Source organism: Flavobacterium sp. U410, assembly GCF_053570605.1.
This window is the reverse complement of record NZ_JBSEFI010000002.1, coordinates 153,625-170,816: the sequence shown is the minus strand read 5'-3', so window position 1 is coordinate 170,816 and position 17,192 is coordinate 153,625. Positions and strand designations below refer to the sequence as shown.

General features: G+C 33.6%; 17 protein-coding genes. 2 read left to right on the top strand and 15 right to left on the bottom strand.

What is annotated here, in order from left to right; genetic code table 11:
* Window positions 1-3 precede the first annotated feature (3 nt).
* The 6 genes from ACUSJC_RS02405 to recR form a co-directional block, all read right to left on the bottom strand.
* A complete protein-coding gene (locus ACUSJC_RS02405) occupies window positions 4-1,281 on the bottom strand; it encodes a nucleotide sugar dehydrogenase (protein ID WP_449267951.1) in 1,278 nt (425 codons plus the stop codon).
* Window positions 1,282-1,293: 12 nt separating this feature from the next.
* Window positions 1,294-2,688: a UDP-glucose 6-dehydrogenase gene (locus tag ACUSJC_RS02400; protein ID WP_449267950.1), complete on the bottom strand. Its 1,395-nt coding sequence runs from the start codon at window positions 2,686-2,688 to the stop codon at window positions 1,294-1,296.
* Between the two features lies 1 nt (window position 2,689).
* Window positions 2,690-3,697, bottom strand: coding sequence for an SDR family oxidoreductase (locus ACUSJC_RS02395; RefSeq protein WP_449267949.1), 1,008 nt, complete (start codon window positions 3,695-3,697; stop codon window positions 2,690-2,692).
* Complete coding sequence (locus ACUSJC_RS02390) at window positions 3,652-6,111, bottom strand: polysaccharide biosynthesis tyrosine autokinase (protein WP_449267948.1); 2,460 nt, start codon at window positions 6,109-6,111, stop codon at window positions 3,652-3,654. Before ACUSJC_RS02390 ends, ACUSJC_RS02395 begins: the two co-directional genes overlap by 46 nt.
* A gap of 2 nt (window positions 6,112-6,113) precedes the next feature.
* Window positions 6,114-6,914 carry a polysaccharide biosynthesis/export family protein gene (locus tag ACUSJC_RS02385; RefSeq protein ID WP_449267947.1) on the bottom strand — a complete coding sequence of 267 codons (801 nt, stop codon included), beginning with the start codon at window positions 6,912-6,914 and terminating at the stop codon, window positions 6,114-6,116.
* Between the two features lie 77 nt (window positions 6,915-6,991).
* On the bottom strand, window positions 6,992-7,612 hold the full coding sequence (gene recR / locus ACUSJC_RS02380) for a recombination mediator RecR (protein WP_449267946.1): 621 nt from the start codon (window positions 7,610-7,612) through the stop codon (window positions 6,992-6,994).
* Between the two features lie 71 nt (window positions 7,613-7,683).
* On the opposite strand from recR, the gene ACUSJC_RS02375 reads away from it, so the two are divergent.
* Window positions 7,684-9,180, top strand: a complete 1,497-nt coding sequence (locus tag ACUSJC_RS02375) for a sodium:solute symporter (RefSeq protein WP_449267945.1) — start codon at window positions 7,684-7,686, stop codon at window positions 9,178-9,180.
* Here the strand turns inward: ACUSJC_RS02375 and ACUSJC_RS02370 are convergent.
* Window positions 9,177-9,533: a CoA-binding protein gene (locus ACUSJC_RS02370; RefSeq protein WP_449267944.1), complete on the bottom strand. Its 357-nt coding sequence runs from the start codon at window positions 9,531-9,533 to the stop codon at window positions 9,177-9,179. The genes ACUSJC_RS02375 and ACUSJC_RS02370 overlap by 4 nt on opposite strands.
* A 109-nt stretch (window positions 9,534-9,642) precedes the next feature.
* Between ACUSJC_RS02370 and ACUSJC_RS02365 the strand changes: the two genes are divergently transcribed.
* Entirely contained in the window at window positions 9,643-10,266 is a 624-nt protein-coding gene (locus ACUSJC_RS02365) for a MarC family NAAT transporter (RefSeq protein ID WP_449267943.1), read from the top strand.
* 71 nt (window positions 10,267-10,337) lie between these two features.
* Here the strand turns inward: ACUSJC_RS02365 and ACUSJC_RS02360 are convergent, their stop codons facing one another.
* From ACUSJC_RS02360 to ACUSJC_RS02325, 8 genes are all read right to left on the bottom strand, one after another.
* On the bottom strand, window positions 10,338-11,582 hold the full coding sequence (locus tag ACUSJC_RS02360) for a sulfate adenylyltransferase subunit 1 (RefSeq protein ID WP_449267942.1): 1,245 nt from the start codon (window positions 11,580-11,582) through the stop codon (window positions 10,338-10,340).
* A gap of 2 nt (window positions 11,583-11,584) precedes the next feature.
* The gene (cysD, locus tag ACUSJC_RS02355) at window positions 11,585-12,478 is read right to left on the bottom strand and encodes a sulfate adenylyltransferase subunit CysD (RefSeq protein ID WP_449267941.1); all 894 of its coding nucleotides are present in this window, start codon (window positions 12,476-12,478) and stop codon (window positions 11,585-11,587) included.
* 12 nt (window positions 12,479-12,490) lie between these two features.
* Entirely contained in the window at window positions 12,491-13,219 is a 729-nt protein-coding gene (locus ACUSJC_RS02350) for a phosphoadenylyl-sulfate reductase (RefSeq protein WP_449267940.1), read from the bottom strand.
* Window positions 13,207-13,443 (bottom strand): DUF2061 domain-containing protein, encoded by a 237-nt coding sequence (locus ACUSJC_RS02345; protein WP_449267939.1) that lies wholly within the window; start codon window positions 13,441-13,443, stop codon window positions 13,207-13,209. Before ACUSJC_RS02345 ends, ACUSJC_RS02350 begins: the two co-directional genes overlap by 13 nt.
* A gap of 71 nt (window positions 13,444-13,514) precedes the next feature.
* Entirely contained in the window at window positions 13,515-13,928 is a 414-nt protein-coding gene (locus tag ACUSJC_RS02340; RefSeq protein ID WP_449267938.1) for an RrF2 family transcriptional regulator, read from the bottom strand.
* A 1-nt stretch (window position 13,929) separates the two neighbouring features.
* Complete coding sequence (gene ctlX / locus ACUSJC_RS02335; protein ID WP_449267937.1) at window positions 13,930-14,865, bottom strand: citrulline utilization hydrolase CtlX; 936 nt, start codon at window positions 14,863-14,865, stop codon at window positions 13,930-13,932.
* 2 nt (window positions 14,866-14,867) lie between these two features.
* A complete protein-coding gene (locus tag ACUSJC_RS02330; protein WP_449267936.1) occupies window positions 14,868-15,782 on the bottom strand; it encodes a dimethylarginine dimethylaminohydrolase family protein in 915 nt (304 codons plus the stop codon).
* A 92-nt stretch (window positions 15,783-15,874) separates the two neighbouring features.
* Entirely contained in the window at window positions 15,875-17,158 is a 1,284-nt protein-coding gene (locus tag ACUSJC_RS02325) for a citrate synthase (protein ID WP_449267935.1), read from the bottom strand.
* Window positions 17,159-17,192 lie beyond the last annotated feature (34 nt).

Sequence of the window (17,192 nt, the reverse complement as noted above, 5' to 3'; positions counted from 1 at the left end):
TTATTAAAGTCTTCCGTCGATATTCTCTTTCAAAATACCTTTAACATCATAAAGCACTGAAGTCTCTTTTTGTAGATCGGCATAGTTTAAATCTAAAAACTCTTTATGTGCCACCCCTAATACCACTGCATCAAATTGTTCTTCCGGTATATTTTTTACACATGAAATTCCATATTCATGTTGTACTTCTTTGGGATCAGCCCATGGATCAAAAGTAGTGACTTTCATTCCGTATTCTTCTAAAGAATGAATGACATCTACAATTTTTGTATTGCGCACATCCGGACAATTCTCTTTAAATGTAATTCCTAAAAGTAATACGGAAGCATTATTTACATTGATTCCTTTTTTAATCATGTGTTTCACAATTTGTGAAGCCACATATTCTCCCATACTATCATTAAGCCTTCTTCCTGCTAAAATAATTTCAGGATGATACCCTTTTTCTTGGGCTTTTTGTGCTAAATAATAAGGATCAACACCAATGCAATGACCACCAACTAATCCAGGTTTGAAAGGAAGAAAATTCCATTTTGTTCCGGCTGCTGCTAAAACAGCATGTGTATCAATATCCAAAAGATTAAAAATTTTGGCTAATTCATTCACAAAAGCTATATTAATATCTCGTTGTGAATTCTCAATAACTTTTGCAGCTTCTGCCACTTTAATAGTTGGAGCCAAATGCGTTCCGGCAGTAATTACACTTTTATAAAGATCATTTACTTTTTCTCCTACTTCCTGAGTTGAACCTGAAGTTACTTTTAAAATTTTCTCTACGGTATGCTCTTTATCTCCCGGATTAATACGCTCCGGAGAATATCCGGCAAAGAAATCTACGTTGAATTTTAATCCTGATACTTTTTCTAAAACAGGAATACATTCTTCTTCTGTAACTCCCGGATAAACAGTAGATTCATAAATAGCTATATCTCCTTTTTTCAAGACTTTACCAACCGTTTCACTGGCTTTATATAAAGGGGTCAAATCAGGGCGATTATGCTTGTCAACTGGCGTTGGTACTGTTACGATGTAATAATTACAATCTGCAATATCTTCTAACTTATTTGAACAGAACAAACCAATTTCTTTAGAATTAGTCGGTTTCAGAACTACTTTCAGTTCATCATCAGATACTTCCAAAGTAGAATCTTTTCCTTCATTTAATTCATTAATTCTATTTTGGTTGATATCAAATCCTACCACAGGATATTTTGTAGCAAAAAGTCTTGCCAAAGGCAGTCCAACATAACCTAAGCCGATTATAGCTATTTTACTATTCATTTTTAATATTTTTTAAGATCCGATAGCTTGATAAATGAAACCTATCTTCTCTAACTGTTCTTTATCCAAAATGTTTCTTCCGTCAAATACAAATGCAGGCTTTAACATATTATCATATATTTTTTGCCAATCGTATGTTTTAAACTCGTCCCATTCGGTTAATATTGCAATCGCATGAGAATCTTTACATGCTTCATAAGAATCTCCTGTAACTTCTATTCCTTTTCTATTTTCTTCTGAAGTTCGAGTATCTAAATAATCTAAATCCGTTAAGATTTGTTGTTCTTCTACTTTAGGGTCAAAAACAGCTATTTTTGCCTGTTCGTTCAACAAATAATCTGCCACATAAATAGCTGCAGATTCACGCGTATCATTTGTGTCTTTTTTGAAAGCCCATCCTAAGAACGTAATCTTTTTACCTGAAACGGTATTGTATAAAGTAGAAATAATGTTTTTAGCAAATCTTCTTTTTTGATGGTCATTCATAATAATAACCTGTTCCCAATAATCTGCTACTTCATTTAAACCATAACTTTTAGCAATATACACTAAGTTTAAAATATCTTTTTGGAAACATGACCCTCCAAATCCTACAGAAGCTTTTAAGAACTTAGAACCGATACGCGAATCTAACCCTATTGCTTTTGCTACTTCACTAACGTTTGCTTCTGTTTTTTCACACAACTCACTAATCGAATTAATTGATGAAACACGTTGCGCTAAAAAGGCATTTGCTGTTAACTTTGAAAGTTCTGAAGACCAGACATTTGTTGTCAAGATATTAGCTTCAGGAACCCAATTTGAATACACTTCAACTAGGGCGTCAACTGCTTTCCTTCCTTCTTCAGTAGATGTTTCACCACCAATCAAAACTCTATCGGGCGCAAATAAATCTTCTATAGCTGTCCCTTCTGCTAAAAATTCAGGATTTGATAAAATTTGAAACTGAACTCCGTTTCCGGTATGATCTAAAATACTTTTAATGGCACTAGCTGTTCTTACCGGCAACGTTGACTTTTCAACTACAATTTTATTGTTTTTTGCTACACGAGCAATTTGACGCGCACATAGCTCAATATATTTTAAATCAGCAGCCATTCCTTTACCAATTCCGTATGTCTTAGTAGGCGTATTTACGGATATAAAAATCATTTCTGCTTCATCAATAGCTTTATCTACATCAGTAGAAAAGAATAAGTTTCGTCCTCTAGCTTCAGCTACAACTTTATCTAATCCCGGTTCGTAAACTGGTAATTTAGATAAATCTTCGCCATTCCATGCTGCTATTCTTGCTTCGTTTAAATCTACAACTGTCACTTGAATATGAGGGCATTTTTGAGCAATTACCGCCATTGTAGGCCCTCCGACGTAACCTGCTCCTATACAACAAATTTTAGATATAGTCATTTTAATTTGTACTTTTTAAGTTCTCCCAATACCATTTAACCGCTTCTTTTAAACCCGATTTCATGGAAAATTGAGGATTATAATTCAAATCTTTTTTTGCTTTTTCTATACTAGCTAGAGAATGCGGAATATCTCCCAAACGATTAGGTCCATGAGCGATTTCCACCTTCGCTATTTGGGCATCAAATTTAGCTAATTCTTCTTTTAATGTTACTACCAAATCGTTAAGAGTTGTTCTTTCTCCAAAAGCTGTATTGTAAACCGTATTTAGTGCTTGTGGGTTTTCCGTTAACATTGCCAACTCATTCATTTGAATTACATTGTCTATATATGTAAAATCACGTGAATATGTACCATCTCCATTAATAACTGGTGATTGATAGTTCATCAATTGTATAACAAACTTTGGTATTACAGCGGCATAAGCTCCATTTGGATCTTGTTTTCTTCCGAAAACATTAAAATAGCGAAGCCCAATTGTTTCCATTTCGTAGGTTTTGGCAAATACATCAGCATATAATTCATTAACGTATTTGGTAACAGCATAAGGTGACAAAGGTTTTCCTATTTTTTCTTCTATCTTCGGCAAAGATTCGGAATCTCCGTAAGTAGAAGAACTTGCGGCATAAACAAATCGTTTAACACCTGCATCTCTTGATGCTACTAACATGTTTAAAAAACCGGAAACATTAACTTCGTTTGTTGTTATCGGATCTTTTATTGAACGCGGAACACTTCCTAATGCCGCCTGATGTAGAACATATTTTACTCCTTGTACTGCTTTATGACAGGTGTTTAAATCTCTTATATCACCTTCTATCAAGCTAAAATCAGGATTCTTTTGAATCGTTTCAAGATTCTCTCTTTTTCCTGTACTGAAATTATCTAAACAAATTACCTGATATTCTTTTGCTAAAAAATATTCACAAAGATTAGAACCTATAAAACCAGCACCTCCGGTAATTAGAATTTTATCTTTTTCAACCATTTTTGGATATTCTTTTTCCATGTTTTTGTTTCTACATCTCTTTCCATATAAGCATCACCATAAGATCCATAACCATAGCCATAACCATAGCCATAACCGTATTTTGCTCTATTTTCAAAACCATTCAATAGTATACTTATATTTTGTAGCTCACCTCTTCTATGTTTTTCATTTACTACGCCCAACATTCCTTTTTTGGTATATCCTTGACGAGTTACGTAAAGCGTTGCGTCACAGAAATGAGCTAATTCGAGTGCGTCTGAAACTAATCCTACAGGAGGCGTATCAAGAATAATATAATCATATCTATCCTTAAGTTCTTCTATCATCTCTTTTATGGAGTCTCCCATTAATAACTCAGCCGGATTAGGAGGAATAGGTCCTGATGTGATTAAATCTAAATGAGGAATATGTGTTTTTTGAATTACTTCGTCAATTGTTTTTTGACCAATTAAGTAATTGACTACTCCTGTGATATTATCTATATTAAAATCACCAAAAATCTTTGGCTTTCTAAGATCTAAACCGACGATCACCGTTTTCTTTTCGCTTAATGCAAAAACTGTTGCCAGATTGATAGAACAGAATGTTTTTCCTTCACCACTAACAGAAGATGTAAGCATAAGAATCTTGGTTCCTTCTGAACTTTGTTTTTTATACAAGAATTGCAGTGATGAACGTATTGCTCTGAAAGATTCAGCAAGAGGTGACTTCGGTTTTTCAAATACAGATAAATTATTTTCCGTATTCTTTTTCCCTACTACGCCTATTACCGGTATTTTGGTTTGTTTTTCAATATCTTCAACTAAATTTATATTACTATCAAGCAATGTTAATGCTAATATTACCAATAGTGGAATCAATATCCCGAAAAAAGAGGCTAACACATAATTAATACTTGTTTTAGGACCTTTAAAACCTCCCCCTACATCTTTTGCCGGATCTATAAATTCAACATCTGAAGTATTAGCTGCCCTAACAATTTCTGCTTCTGTTCTTTTTTGCAGAAAAGTATTGTAAATATTATCCTTAAGATCATATTTTCGGGTAATTTTAATATGCTCTTGTTTCAATTCTGGCAATTTACTCACTTCTCCCTCCGCTATTGCCATATTTCTATTGACAATCTGCATATCAATCATTAATGCTGATTTAGCACTTGAAATATTTTCTAATAAAACTTTTTTCAGTGCTCCCATTTCTACATCAAATTCAGAAAAAATCTTGTTGCTTTTTACAGCATATCCCATTCGTTCTCTTTCTGCTGAAAGCTCTATCAACTTTGCTACTCCAGATAAAATGTTCGGATCGTCAATACCTGCAACTGAAGGGGCAGGCAGTTTTGAAAAATCATTATTTCTATCTAAATATGTTCTTAAATGATCTAAATACTTAATTTTTCTATCTACTTCATCTTTTTGAAAGTCTAATTGAGATAATTTTTCTGTCAACCTTTCTCCTCCTGACTCTAATTCGAAAACATTTTTCCCTTTTCTAAAATCCTTTAATTCATTTTCAGCATCTTTAATTTGGCTTTCCATTAAAGTCAATGTACTATCAATGAAATTAATTGTATTTGTAGCGAATTTATTTTTACTTTCTAATTGATTTTTACGCAATATATTTACAGTCTCATTCAAATACTCAACCAGTCTGTACTTGTTTGTACCTTGTAATTTTAGAGCCACTACCGACTGTGCTTTACTGTCCGCAGAAACATCTATATTTTTATAATTACCTACAGTACTATTAAAATCGTCAAATTGTATGAAGTATTCTTGATTTACATAATCTTGTGCTTCCGGAAGAATAAAAACCTTAATATTTAAAAAAGGAAGACTAACTATATCTCCAATCTTAAATCTTTTGGTAAACACACCTTCTGCAAATGAAAAAGTCCCTTTCGTTTTATCACTGTAATAAATCAATTTTCTGGATTCATTTTCTTTAAAGTCTACTGACAATTCAAACTCATTCGGACTAACAAATTTGATTCCGATTGGCACATTCAAAACTTGTCCTTTATTCTTATCTACAACTACTCCAAATGGAGTTTTACCGTATACATCTTCAAAGTAATATTTACCTTTTCTTAAATATTGGACATAGTATTGTAATTTGTCCACTACTATTTCATTGTGGGATCTCGATTTTAATGTTGTTATAATTGTCTGTACTTTCTCCGAAACTCCCCCCCAATTAAAAACCAAACTGGTGTTAGATGTAAAAAAAGAATTATTTTCATCTTTTATAACAATCATTGATTCTAATCCATATATCTTTTCTTTTCTTATATTGATGTTATATGCTATTAAGAAAGTAATAATCAAACTAAAAACAAACCATTTCCAATATCCTATAACTCGAATAAAAAAACCTTTAAAATCAAAGCTATTTTGGGAATCCAAAAAAGTAAAATCCTTTGTATCTAACATATTTAAAGATTTCTGGTTAATAAAATAGTTGTTGTTACAAGAGATAAAGCCGTTATTATAGTACTAACCGTTTGCATCCCTGTAGTTCCTGTCCCCCAAGATTTTTGCTTTAGAGGCTTTACATAAATATAATCATTGGGCTGTAAATAAAATACAGGAGAATCAACTGCTTTTGAATTAGTCAAATCAATGTAATACGTTTGGAAACCATAAGGATATTTTCGTATTACCTGTACATTTTTTCTATCCCCCGTCATCGTTATGTCTCCAGAATTAGCAATTGCTTCAAGAATTGTAGCTTTGTCCTGATATAGTACATTAACACCAGGAGTTGTAATTTCCCCATTTACCGTGTATCGTAACCCTGCCAATTTAACATTTACAAACAACCTTGATTGGCTTTTAAAGTACTCATCTAACAATCGCTTTTCAATATTTTCTCTTATTTCATCTAATGTATATCCCAAAACATTAACTTCACCCAAAACAGGCATTCTTATATTTCCATGATCATCAACCGTAAAACCATTAAAATAAAGATTTTGAGGAGTATATTGTTGTTGATTATTATTAACATTAGCTGAAGGATTAAACATCTCAACCAGTTTTTGATCCAACGCTTTAATATTAATGCTTAATATATCATTCGTTTGAACTCTGTAAGGTTTTGATTGTGTTGCCTTAACTTCAACAGTCCCTTCCGATTCTCCGTCATCTTGAAGATACACCAATTGTTTATTTGAAATGCAAGATGTAAAAAAGGACAATACAAATATTAATTGTAAAAAATACTTACCCTTCATCATTTTATTTTTGTGGAAACAAATATAGTTTTTACTATTAAAATATCTAATATTAAATCATTATTTTATTGAAAAAACTATAAATTATTCATTGTTTGTTCATAAGGAATTCTGTGTTGCAAACTTCTTCCCAAAGTCACCTCATCAGCATATTCCAATTCATCCCCTACGGCTATTCCTCTAGCAATTGTAGAAGTTACTATGTTTTCCTCTTTTATTTGTTTGTAAATATAGAATATAGTTGTATCTCCTTCCATTGTGGAACTCAAAGCAAAAATCACTTCTTTTACTTCTCCTGATTTTACTTTATTTATCAACGACACAATATTCAGCTGATTTGGCCCTATTCCTTCTATCGGGTTAATTTTTCCGCCAAGCACATGATAGACTCCTTTAAATGTTCCTGTATTTTCGATAGCCATTACATCACGAACATCTTCTACCACACAAATCAAACTATGATCTCTTGACGGATTTTCACAAATTTGACACAATTCTTCATCGGAAATATTATGACAACTTGCACAATACCGAATTTCTTCCCGAGCTTTTAAAATGGCATTCGCTAAATTTTTAGATTGTTCAACCGGCTGACGTAATAAATGTAAAACCAATCGAAGTGCTGTTCGCTTGCCAATTCCCGGTAACTGAGAAATTTCAGAAACGGCATTTTCTAGTAATTTTGAAGGTAAATCCATAAGAGCAAATTTAATCAATTTTGAAGTTTCCTTAATTATTTTACGTATTTTTCGCTTTCAAAAACACATTTATGACTCCAATTGCTATTTTATCGATTATCATTATCTATTTCAGTGTTTTAATTATCATTTCAAAAGTAGTCAGTAAAAAAGACGGAAGCAACGATACTTTTTTTAAAGCCAATAAAAATGCAAAATGGTATTTGGTAGCCTTTGGAATGATTGGAACGGCACTTTCGGGCGTGACTTTTATTTCGGTACCGGGCGAAGTTGGAAATCCTGATTTACAATTCAAATATTTTCAGTTTATCATTGGTAACGCCATTGGTTTTATCATCATAGCCAAGGTTCTTCTACCTCTGTATTACCGAATGAACTTAACGTCTATTTACGGATACATTGAACAACGATTGGGAACCATTAGCTATAAAACGGCTGCTTCTATTTTCCTGATTAGTCGAACTATTGGCTCTGCTTTCCGATTGTATTTAGTCGTTATCGTATTGCAATATTATGTCTTTGATGCTTTCGGAATTCCGTTTGCTGCCACGGTTTTAATTTCACTGGCCTTGATTTTTGCGTATACTTACCGAGGCGGTTTAAAAACAATTATCATTACCGATACTTTACAAACTTTCTTTTTAGTGACTTCCGTTTTTTTAACGATTATTTTCATTTGCCAAAGTTTAAATTTCAGTTTTTTTGAAGCTTTCGAAACCGTTAAAGACAGTCAATATTCTAAAATTTTCTTTTACGAAGATTATTTGAAACCGAATTATTTCATCAAACAAATTTTAGGCGGAATTTTTGTTACTATTGCTATGGTTGGTTTGGATCAAGATCTAATGCAAAAAAATTTAAGCTGCGCTACCATTGGCGAAGCCCAAAAAAACATGTTTTCCTTCACCGGAATTTTCGTCATTATTAACCTTTTTTTCCTTGGCGTTGGTGCTTTACTGTATATGTATGCCGAAAAAAACGGAATTGCTGTTCCCATGATTAACGATGTTCCAAGAACGGATTATCTTTTTCCCGAAATTGCTTTTCATCATTTGAGCCTAGTCCCTTCGGTTATTTTTTTATTAGGATTAACAGCCGCTACTTTCGCCACAACCGATAGTGCTTTGACTGCTTTAACCACTTCTTTTTGTGTTGATTTTTTAGGAATGGGTAAAAAAGAAAATCAGAACGATCCGAGGACCATCCGATTGCGCCACGGCATTCACCTAGCCTTTTCTTTTTTAATGTTTTTGGTGATTTTAGTGTTTAATTCGCTTAACGACAAATCGGTTGTTACTATGATTTTCACGGTCGCTACTTATACGTATGGTCCTTTACTCGGACTTTATTGTTTCGGATTGTTTATCAAATCTAAAACCGTTCACGAAAAATGGGTTCCATTAGTTTGTATTGCAGCGCCTTTGGCAACTTATTATATCAACAGTCATTCTGCAGAATGGTTTAATGGCTATGTTTTTTCTTTCGAAAGCATCATTCTTAACGGCTTCATCACCTTGTTAGGTTTACTTTTAATCAGCAAACCTGCTGATAAAAACACCGTTTTTTAAAATTGATTGGTTGCCAATAAAACTAATGTACAAGCAATTTCACTTTGAATTCCATTTTTCTTTAATATGGTGAAAAACTCAGAATTTTCAGTTCCCGGATTAAAAATAACTCGTCTAGGTTTTAGTGAAACTATATATTCATAATACGATTCTTGAATCATTGGATTTACATAAAGCGTCACGGTATCAATTCCTTTAAACGCAACTTTTTCGGTTTCTATAGCAACATCAAGCGCCATTCCGGGTTTAGCACCAATGGCTACTACTTGATGACTTTTATCAATTAAGCTATTGATAGCCTTGTAAGCATAACGCTCTTTATTTGTTGTTGCTCCAATTACTAATGTTTTCATTACAATTATTTTTGATAAAGTTAGCAAAATAAAATTTTAATTATAACTTTGAGATAACCTTATTTTAAATAGAAAACGATACAAACCGCTTTATTTTTGCCAAAAAAACATGGAACAATTTATTTACATTTTTGCTGCTCTTTTTTCTGTATTAAATCCGCTGGGAGCCATTCCTATTTTCGTAGGGTTAACACAGGATGATTCCAAACAAGAGCGTTCCAGAATATCCCTTTGGGCAGCCATTAATGTTGCTATTATATTATTCATTTCCTATTTTGCAGGAGAATATGTTCTGAAGTTTTTCGGCATTAGCATTGACGCCTTGCGCATTGCCGGCGGAATCTTAATTTTAACTTCTGGATTTTCTTTATTAAACGGAAATTTCAGCAAAAAAAGAGGCGTTAACAAAAAAGTAACGAATGACGCCATGAAGCGAAACGACATTGCATTAACTCCTTTGGCTATGCCAATGCTTGCCGGTCCGGGTTCTATTTCCTTATTAATTGCTTTTTACCAAGAACACGTTACTGTAAACGATAAAATAATTTGTTGCGCTGCCGTAATTATGGTTGCATTAGTGATCTTCCTAATTTTGAGAAGCGCTAATTATTTATCTAAAATCTTAGGTGCTTCCGGTATTGTGGCTATTTCCAGAATCATTGGGTTTATTGTAATTGCTATCGGTATTCAATACATCATTGGTGCCATTATTAATATTACTAAAAGTATATAAAAACAAAAAATCTGAAAAGGAGTCTCTTTTGAGTACTCACTTTTCAGATTTTTAAATTCAAACCTAATATTTTATTCTACAAAACCAACGGCAACCGTGTTATTCGTTTGCGGATCAATTAAAATAAAAGATCCATTGGTTTTATTCGTTTCATAAGCGTCCAAATACACCGGATTTGCTAATTTCAACTGTACACTTGCAATTTCATTTAATTTAATTTCCGAAGCTTGTTTGTGGCTCAATGGCTCAACAGGATCAATTAAATAATCGACTTGTTGAATTTTACATATCGAATTTCTTGTTCCGGCTTGTAAAATATATTTCGTTGCTAAATTAGCTCCGTTTTCATCTAACCAAACCACTTTTGCTTTCAAGCTTCTCTCAAAAAGATGTTCGCTTGTTTGGTTTACAAAAATATTTCCTCGGCTAATGTCAATTTCGTCTTTCAATCTAATTTGAACGGCATCGCCTTGTGAAGCACTTGGCAACGAATCCATAAACGAACGAATTTCAACCACTTCCGATTGTTTGTTAGTTGGCAAAACGGTTAGCACATCACCTACTTTAACTTCACCAGAAATTACGCTTCCCGCGTAGGCTCTATAATCTACAAATTCGTCATTTTGCACGTGAAAAACCTGCTGAACATCTAATCTAAAATCGCTAGACAAATGTTTTTTAGGCTTAAATTCGTGTAAAATATCAGAAAGTGTTTTTCCTGTGTACCAAGGTGTACTTTCTGACGAAAACACCACATTATCTCCTTTTAAAGAACTAATAGGAACTATAAAAATATCTTGTTCAATTTCCGGCAATTCGCCAACCATTTTATTGATATTTGAAGCTATTCCTAAGAAAACATCTTCACTATAATCCACCAAATCCATTTTGTTAATACAAAAAACAACAGCGTCTAATTTCAACAAACGACTGATGAAATAATGACGGTGTGTTTGTTCCAAAAGTCCTTTTCGGGCATCAATTAAAATCACTGAAAGTTCCGAGTTTGATGCTCCGGTAACCATGTTTCTAGTATATTCCACATGACCTGGACTATCAGCGATAATAAATTTTCTGCTTTGCGAAGAAAAGTAAATATGCGCTACATCTATTGTAATTCCTTGCTCTCTTTCTGCTATTAAACCGTCGGTAATTACCGAAAAATCTAAATCTTGCAATCCTTTTTCTTTGGTTTTTCTACGAACCAAATCTTCTTGTTCTATTGTTAAAGCATTGTGATCGTGCAAAAATCGTCCGATTAATGTACTTTTTCCGTCATCAACACTTCCTGCTGTATTAATTCTTACTAATTCCATTTTTAGAAATATCCTCCTTTCTTTCTTTGTTCTAAAGCCGCTTCAGAACGTTTATCATCTATTCTTGCACCTCTTTCAGAAGATTTAGAGGATTTGTTTTCATATAAAATTGAGTCAACTGAATCGGCAGTAGACAACAAAGCCGCTGTACACGTCATGTCGCCAACTGTTCTAAAACGAACAATATCATTTATAATTTCATCCGTTTCTACTAAATTCAAATAATCAGAATGTGCCAATAAAGCACCGTCGCGTTTTACCAATTTTCTTTCGTGCGAAAAATAAATTGTTGGCAACTTCAACTCTTCTTGTTTAATGTATTGCCAAACATCTTCTTCCGTCCAGTTACTAATTGGAAACGCACGCACATTTTCGCCGAAATTAATTTTACCATTCAGAATTTTAAACATTTCAGGGCGTTGTTTTTTGGAATCCCATTGACCAAAATCGTCACGAACAGAGAATATACGCTCTTTGGCACGTGATTTTTCTTCGTCTCTACGGGCTCCGCCAATACAAGCATCAAACCCAAATTCTTCGATAGTGTCTAACAATGTAACCGTTTGCAAAGCATTTCTACTGGCATATTTACCGGTTTCTTCCTGAACTTTCTTTTGGTCGATACTATCTTGAACGTAACGCACAATAAGTTCCACTCCTAATTTGTTAACTAACCAATCTCTAAATTCGATGGTTTCCGGGAAATTATGTCCGGTATCAATATGCACAAACGGAAACGGAATTTTCGCCGGATAAAAGGCTTTCTGAGCTAATCGAGCTACCGTAATAGAATCTTTACCTCCAGAAAACAACAAAGCGGGCTTTTGAAACTGAGCCGCTACTTCACGAAGAATATAAATACTTTCGTTTTCTAAATCTTTTAAATGTTTACTCATTCTTCAACTTCATTAATTATTTTGATCGATGTGAATATGCAATCCACATTCTTTTTTACCATTTTCCCACCACCAACGACCGGCTCTAAAATCTTCGCCCGGCTCTAAAGCTCTTGTACAAGGCGCACAACCGATACTCAAGAATCCCTTTTTATACAAACTGTTAATGGGAATATTATTTTGATTGACTTCGTTTTCAACTCCCTGCAACGAATAATGCAAAAGCGGATTAAATTTTACCAATTGATGCTCTTCGTCCCATTCTAAAAACTGCATACTTTCCCTATTTGGCGATTGTTCGGCACGCAAACCTGTAATCCAAACTGAAGCGCCTTGCAAAGCTCTATTCAAAGGTTTTACTTTACGAATAAAACAGCACTGCTTGCGTTCTTCTACACTATTATAAAAACCGTTAACCCCCGATTTTTGATAATACGCTTGAATATCTGCTTCTTCAGGAAAATAGGCTTTAATAGCTAAATTAGGATATTTACTTTGTGTTTTTTGCAACACTTCATAGGTTTCATTGAATTGGCGTCCTGTGTCTAAAGTAAAAACTTCAACCTTATCAGAAAAAGGGTTTACATAATGGGTCAACAACTGATCTTCGATTCCGAAAGAAGTTGAAAAAACTACTTTACCTTTTGCATGATTTAGCACTAGCTGAATAGTTTCTTCCAACGACAATTCGTTTAAAGATTGATTCCACTGCGCTATATTTTCCTTTGTTATTTTGTCCATTTATCCCAAACTTTTTCGTGAATAAAATACAATACCATTTTGGTAAACACTTCAAAACTTCCTATTGAAAAGGCGATTTTTATATCTCCAGTCATAAAAAATGAAATAATCATCGTATCTAAAGTACCTAATAATCGCCACGTTACAGCTTTACACGCTGAAATTTTAGTGTGACGACTCACTACCTCACCTGTTCTCCCAGACCGTAATAAATCAATTAGCATAACTCAAAAAATTTGGTTTCAAAGATACAATTAATCTATAGAACTAATGGATTAATGAGTTAATTTTTTTTTTAAAAGTTTGCCAAATCATAAAGCGATTGCTTCTCTAAAATAGACAACGCATTATCTCTAACTTGAATCATTAGCTTATTTAAAGCACAGGTTTCTTCACTCGGACAATCGTCACATTTTTCATAAAAATTAAGACTCACGCAAGGCAACAAAGCAATAGGTCCATCTAAAACCCGAATAACACTTGCTACTTTAATCTCTTTTGGATTTTTAAGCAAATAATAGCCTCCGCCTTTTCCCATCTTAGAACCTAAAATCCCAAACTTTTTCAAATCGAGTAAAATAGTTTCTAGGAATTTCTTTGAAATGCGTTCTTTTTCGGCTATTTCAGAAATTAATACGGGTGCTGATTTATCTTGCTTTGCAATATAAATCAGCGCTTTTAAACCGTATTTTGTTTTTCTTGATAACATATTATTCTGTTGGTAAAAAAACTTCTGCCATCATACAACGAGCACTTCCTCCTCCACAAGCCTCAATAATATCTAAACTTGCATGTACAATTTGGCAATGTTTTTCAATTTTAGCAATTTGATCTTTTGTTAAAGATTGATAAGCGGCATTACTCATCACTAAGAAACGTTCATCATTAGTACCACGTACCTGCAGCATATTTCCGGCAAAATTATTAACTTGATCTTCTGTGATAAAGATAACTTCTTTTCCTGATTTTTTCAAGGCTTCCAAAACCATTTTACGCTCTGTTTTATCATCAATACAATCAGCACAGATAACAGCAAAAGTTTCCGCAATACACATCATCACATTAGTGTGATAAATATGTCTTCTTTCTCCATCTACATTTTGAAAAGCTTCAAATATTATTGGTGTATATTCAAAATCTTCACAGAACTCAATAAATAACTCTTCATCTGCTCTTGGCGATAAAGCACAATACGCTATTTCGTTTGCTCTGTCTAAAATAATACTTCCGGTTCCTTCTAAAAAGATATTATCTTCTTCTGCTGAAGTGTAATCCATAATATCATTGATTACAAAACCTTTTTCTTCCAACAAATCTAAAATATCTTCGCGACGTTCTAAACGACGATTTTCAGCAAACATTGGATACAGAACAACGTCTCCATTTTCGTGGAATGAAATCCAGTTGTTTGGGAAAATACTATCCGGAGTATCGGGATTAACCGTATCATCAACTACAATGACATTAACCCCTATTTCTCTTAATTTTTCCACATAAGCATCAAATTCTTCTTGTGCTTTAGCATTCACAGTTGCCGGCAATAAATTATCCAAAACTTTTTGGTAATAATTATTCACAGCGGTTTGTTCGTTCATGCGAAAAGCCACAGGACGAATCATTACTATTGTATTAGTTGTCTGGTTCATATTTAATCTCTAATTAAAGGTAAAGTGGAACATCTTAACAATCCTTCCTGCTTTGAAATTTCAGCATACGGAATCTCTTCAACTGTAAATCCGTTTTCACGTAACCAAGTATTCAAACGGGTAAAGTTTTTTTCAGAAACCACTACATCGGGAGCAATTGAAAAAACGTTTGAATTCATGTGATACATTTCTTCTCTTTCGATGTGAAATAAATTCTCTTTTCCAAAAAGGTTTACCAAGAATAGATAATCTGCTTCTTCTCGGAAACCGCTTTTGTAGATGATTCCTTTATTGATTCCCACAGGTTGAAAACAACAATCTAAATGCAAAGCATTATCGCGAGGTTCAATTCTTGACTTCACCAAATCGAACTCTTTTACAATCTTATTGGGAAACATTTCTTTGATAAAATTGACACCCTGTGTATTCGTTCTTGCGGTAATGTAATCTTTATAATCACTTCCTTTATAAGTTCCGATAAAAATGTAGTCATTCCAAGGCATTACATCTCCTCCTTCAATATGAACTTCTTCCGGCGGACGAACTACTTTTGCAGGATCCATTTGGTCAATCACATATTGAATAGCATCTAATTCACGTTCTCTATCAGGTAAGATATTAGCTTTAATAAAATAATCATCAATTACAAAACCGATATCGCGAGAAAAAATTTGGTTATAATTTTCAATTATTTCAGGGCGAAAAACTTGTACGTCATATTTTTGAAAAACTTGGTTAAAAGCTTCTATTTCTTTAATCATATCTTCCTCTACAGGATAAGTTCCTGCTAAGATATGTTCTAATGATTTTGGATCGTACGCTTCTTCTACTGTAGGTGTAGCTCCATTACTTTGAGCAGTCCCCAAAATAACGGTCCTCAGACGAGAAGTTTCGTTTTTTACATTTAGTTTTAGCATAGTTTGTTTGGTTTGCACAAATATAGAAAAAAGACCTTTGTACCGAAAAACGGTTAAAAATAAAAAATCCCGATTGCTCGGGATTTTTATGATTATCTATCTTTTACTTCTTTAAAAGCTCTAAGTGGTGAACCTGTATACACCTGACGTGGACGCCCGATCGGTTCTTTGTTCAAACGCATTTCTTTCCATTGTGCAATCCAACCCGGTAGACGACCAATAGCAAATAATACTGTGAACATTTCTACCGGAATTCCCATAGCACGGTAAATAATTCCTGAATAGAAATCTACGTTCGGATATAAATTTCTTGATTTGAAATATTCGTCTTCTAAAGCTACTTTTTCTAATTGTTTAGCAATATCTAATAACGGATCATCAACTCCCAAAGCTCCTAATACATCATCAGCTGCTTTTTTGATAATGGTTGCTCTAGGATCAAAGTTTTTATATACTCTATGCCCGAATCCCATTAAACGGAAAGGATCATTTTTATCTTTTGCTTTCAACACGAATTTAGCAACATCACCACCATTATCGTGGATTTCCTGAAGCATTTCTAATACTGCTTGGTTAGCACCACCGTGTAATGGTCCCCATAACGCAGAAACACCTGCAGAAATTGACGCAAACAAGCCTGCATGAGAAGAACCAACGATTCTTACTGTTGAAGTAGAACAGTTTTGTTCGTGATCAGCATGTAGAATAAACAATTTATCTAAAGCTGTAATTACTTTTTGATCTGCTTTATATGGACCAGTTGGCAATTCGAACATTAAACGCATAAAGTTTTCTACATATCCTTTGGTGTTATCATAATAATTTAAAGGATACCCCATTCTTTTTCTGAATGTCCAAGTAGCAATTACTAAAAATTTACCGATTGTTTTACAAACTGCATTGTATAGTTCTTTTTCGCTTTCAACATTAACCGATTTCGGATTAAATGCTGTTAACGCACTAGTCAATGAAGACAAAACGCCCATTGGGTGAGCTGTTCTTGGAAAACCATCAATGATGCTTTTCATTTCTTCACTAACTAAAGTATATTTTCTAATGTCATTTTCAAATTTTTCAAGCTGCGCAGCAGTTGGCAACTCTCCAAAAATTAATAAGTAGGATACTTCTAGGAAAGAAGCTTTTTCAGCTAAATCTTCAATAGCATATCCTCTGTAACGCAAGATTCCCTCTTCACCATCTAAGAACGTAATCTCGCTTTTACAAGAACCTGTATTTTTATATCCAGGATCGATAGTAATAGCACCAGTTGCGGCACGCAACTTCTCTATATCGATAGCAGCTTCATTTTCAGTCCCCACAATAACAGGAAACTCATATTTACTGCCATCAAACTCTAATATTGCAGTTTTTGACATTGTGTATATAGTTTTTTTAATGTAAAAATTTAAG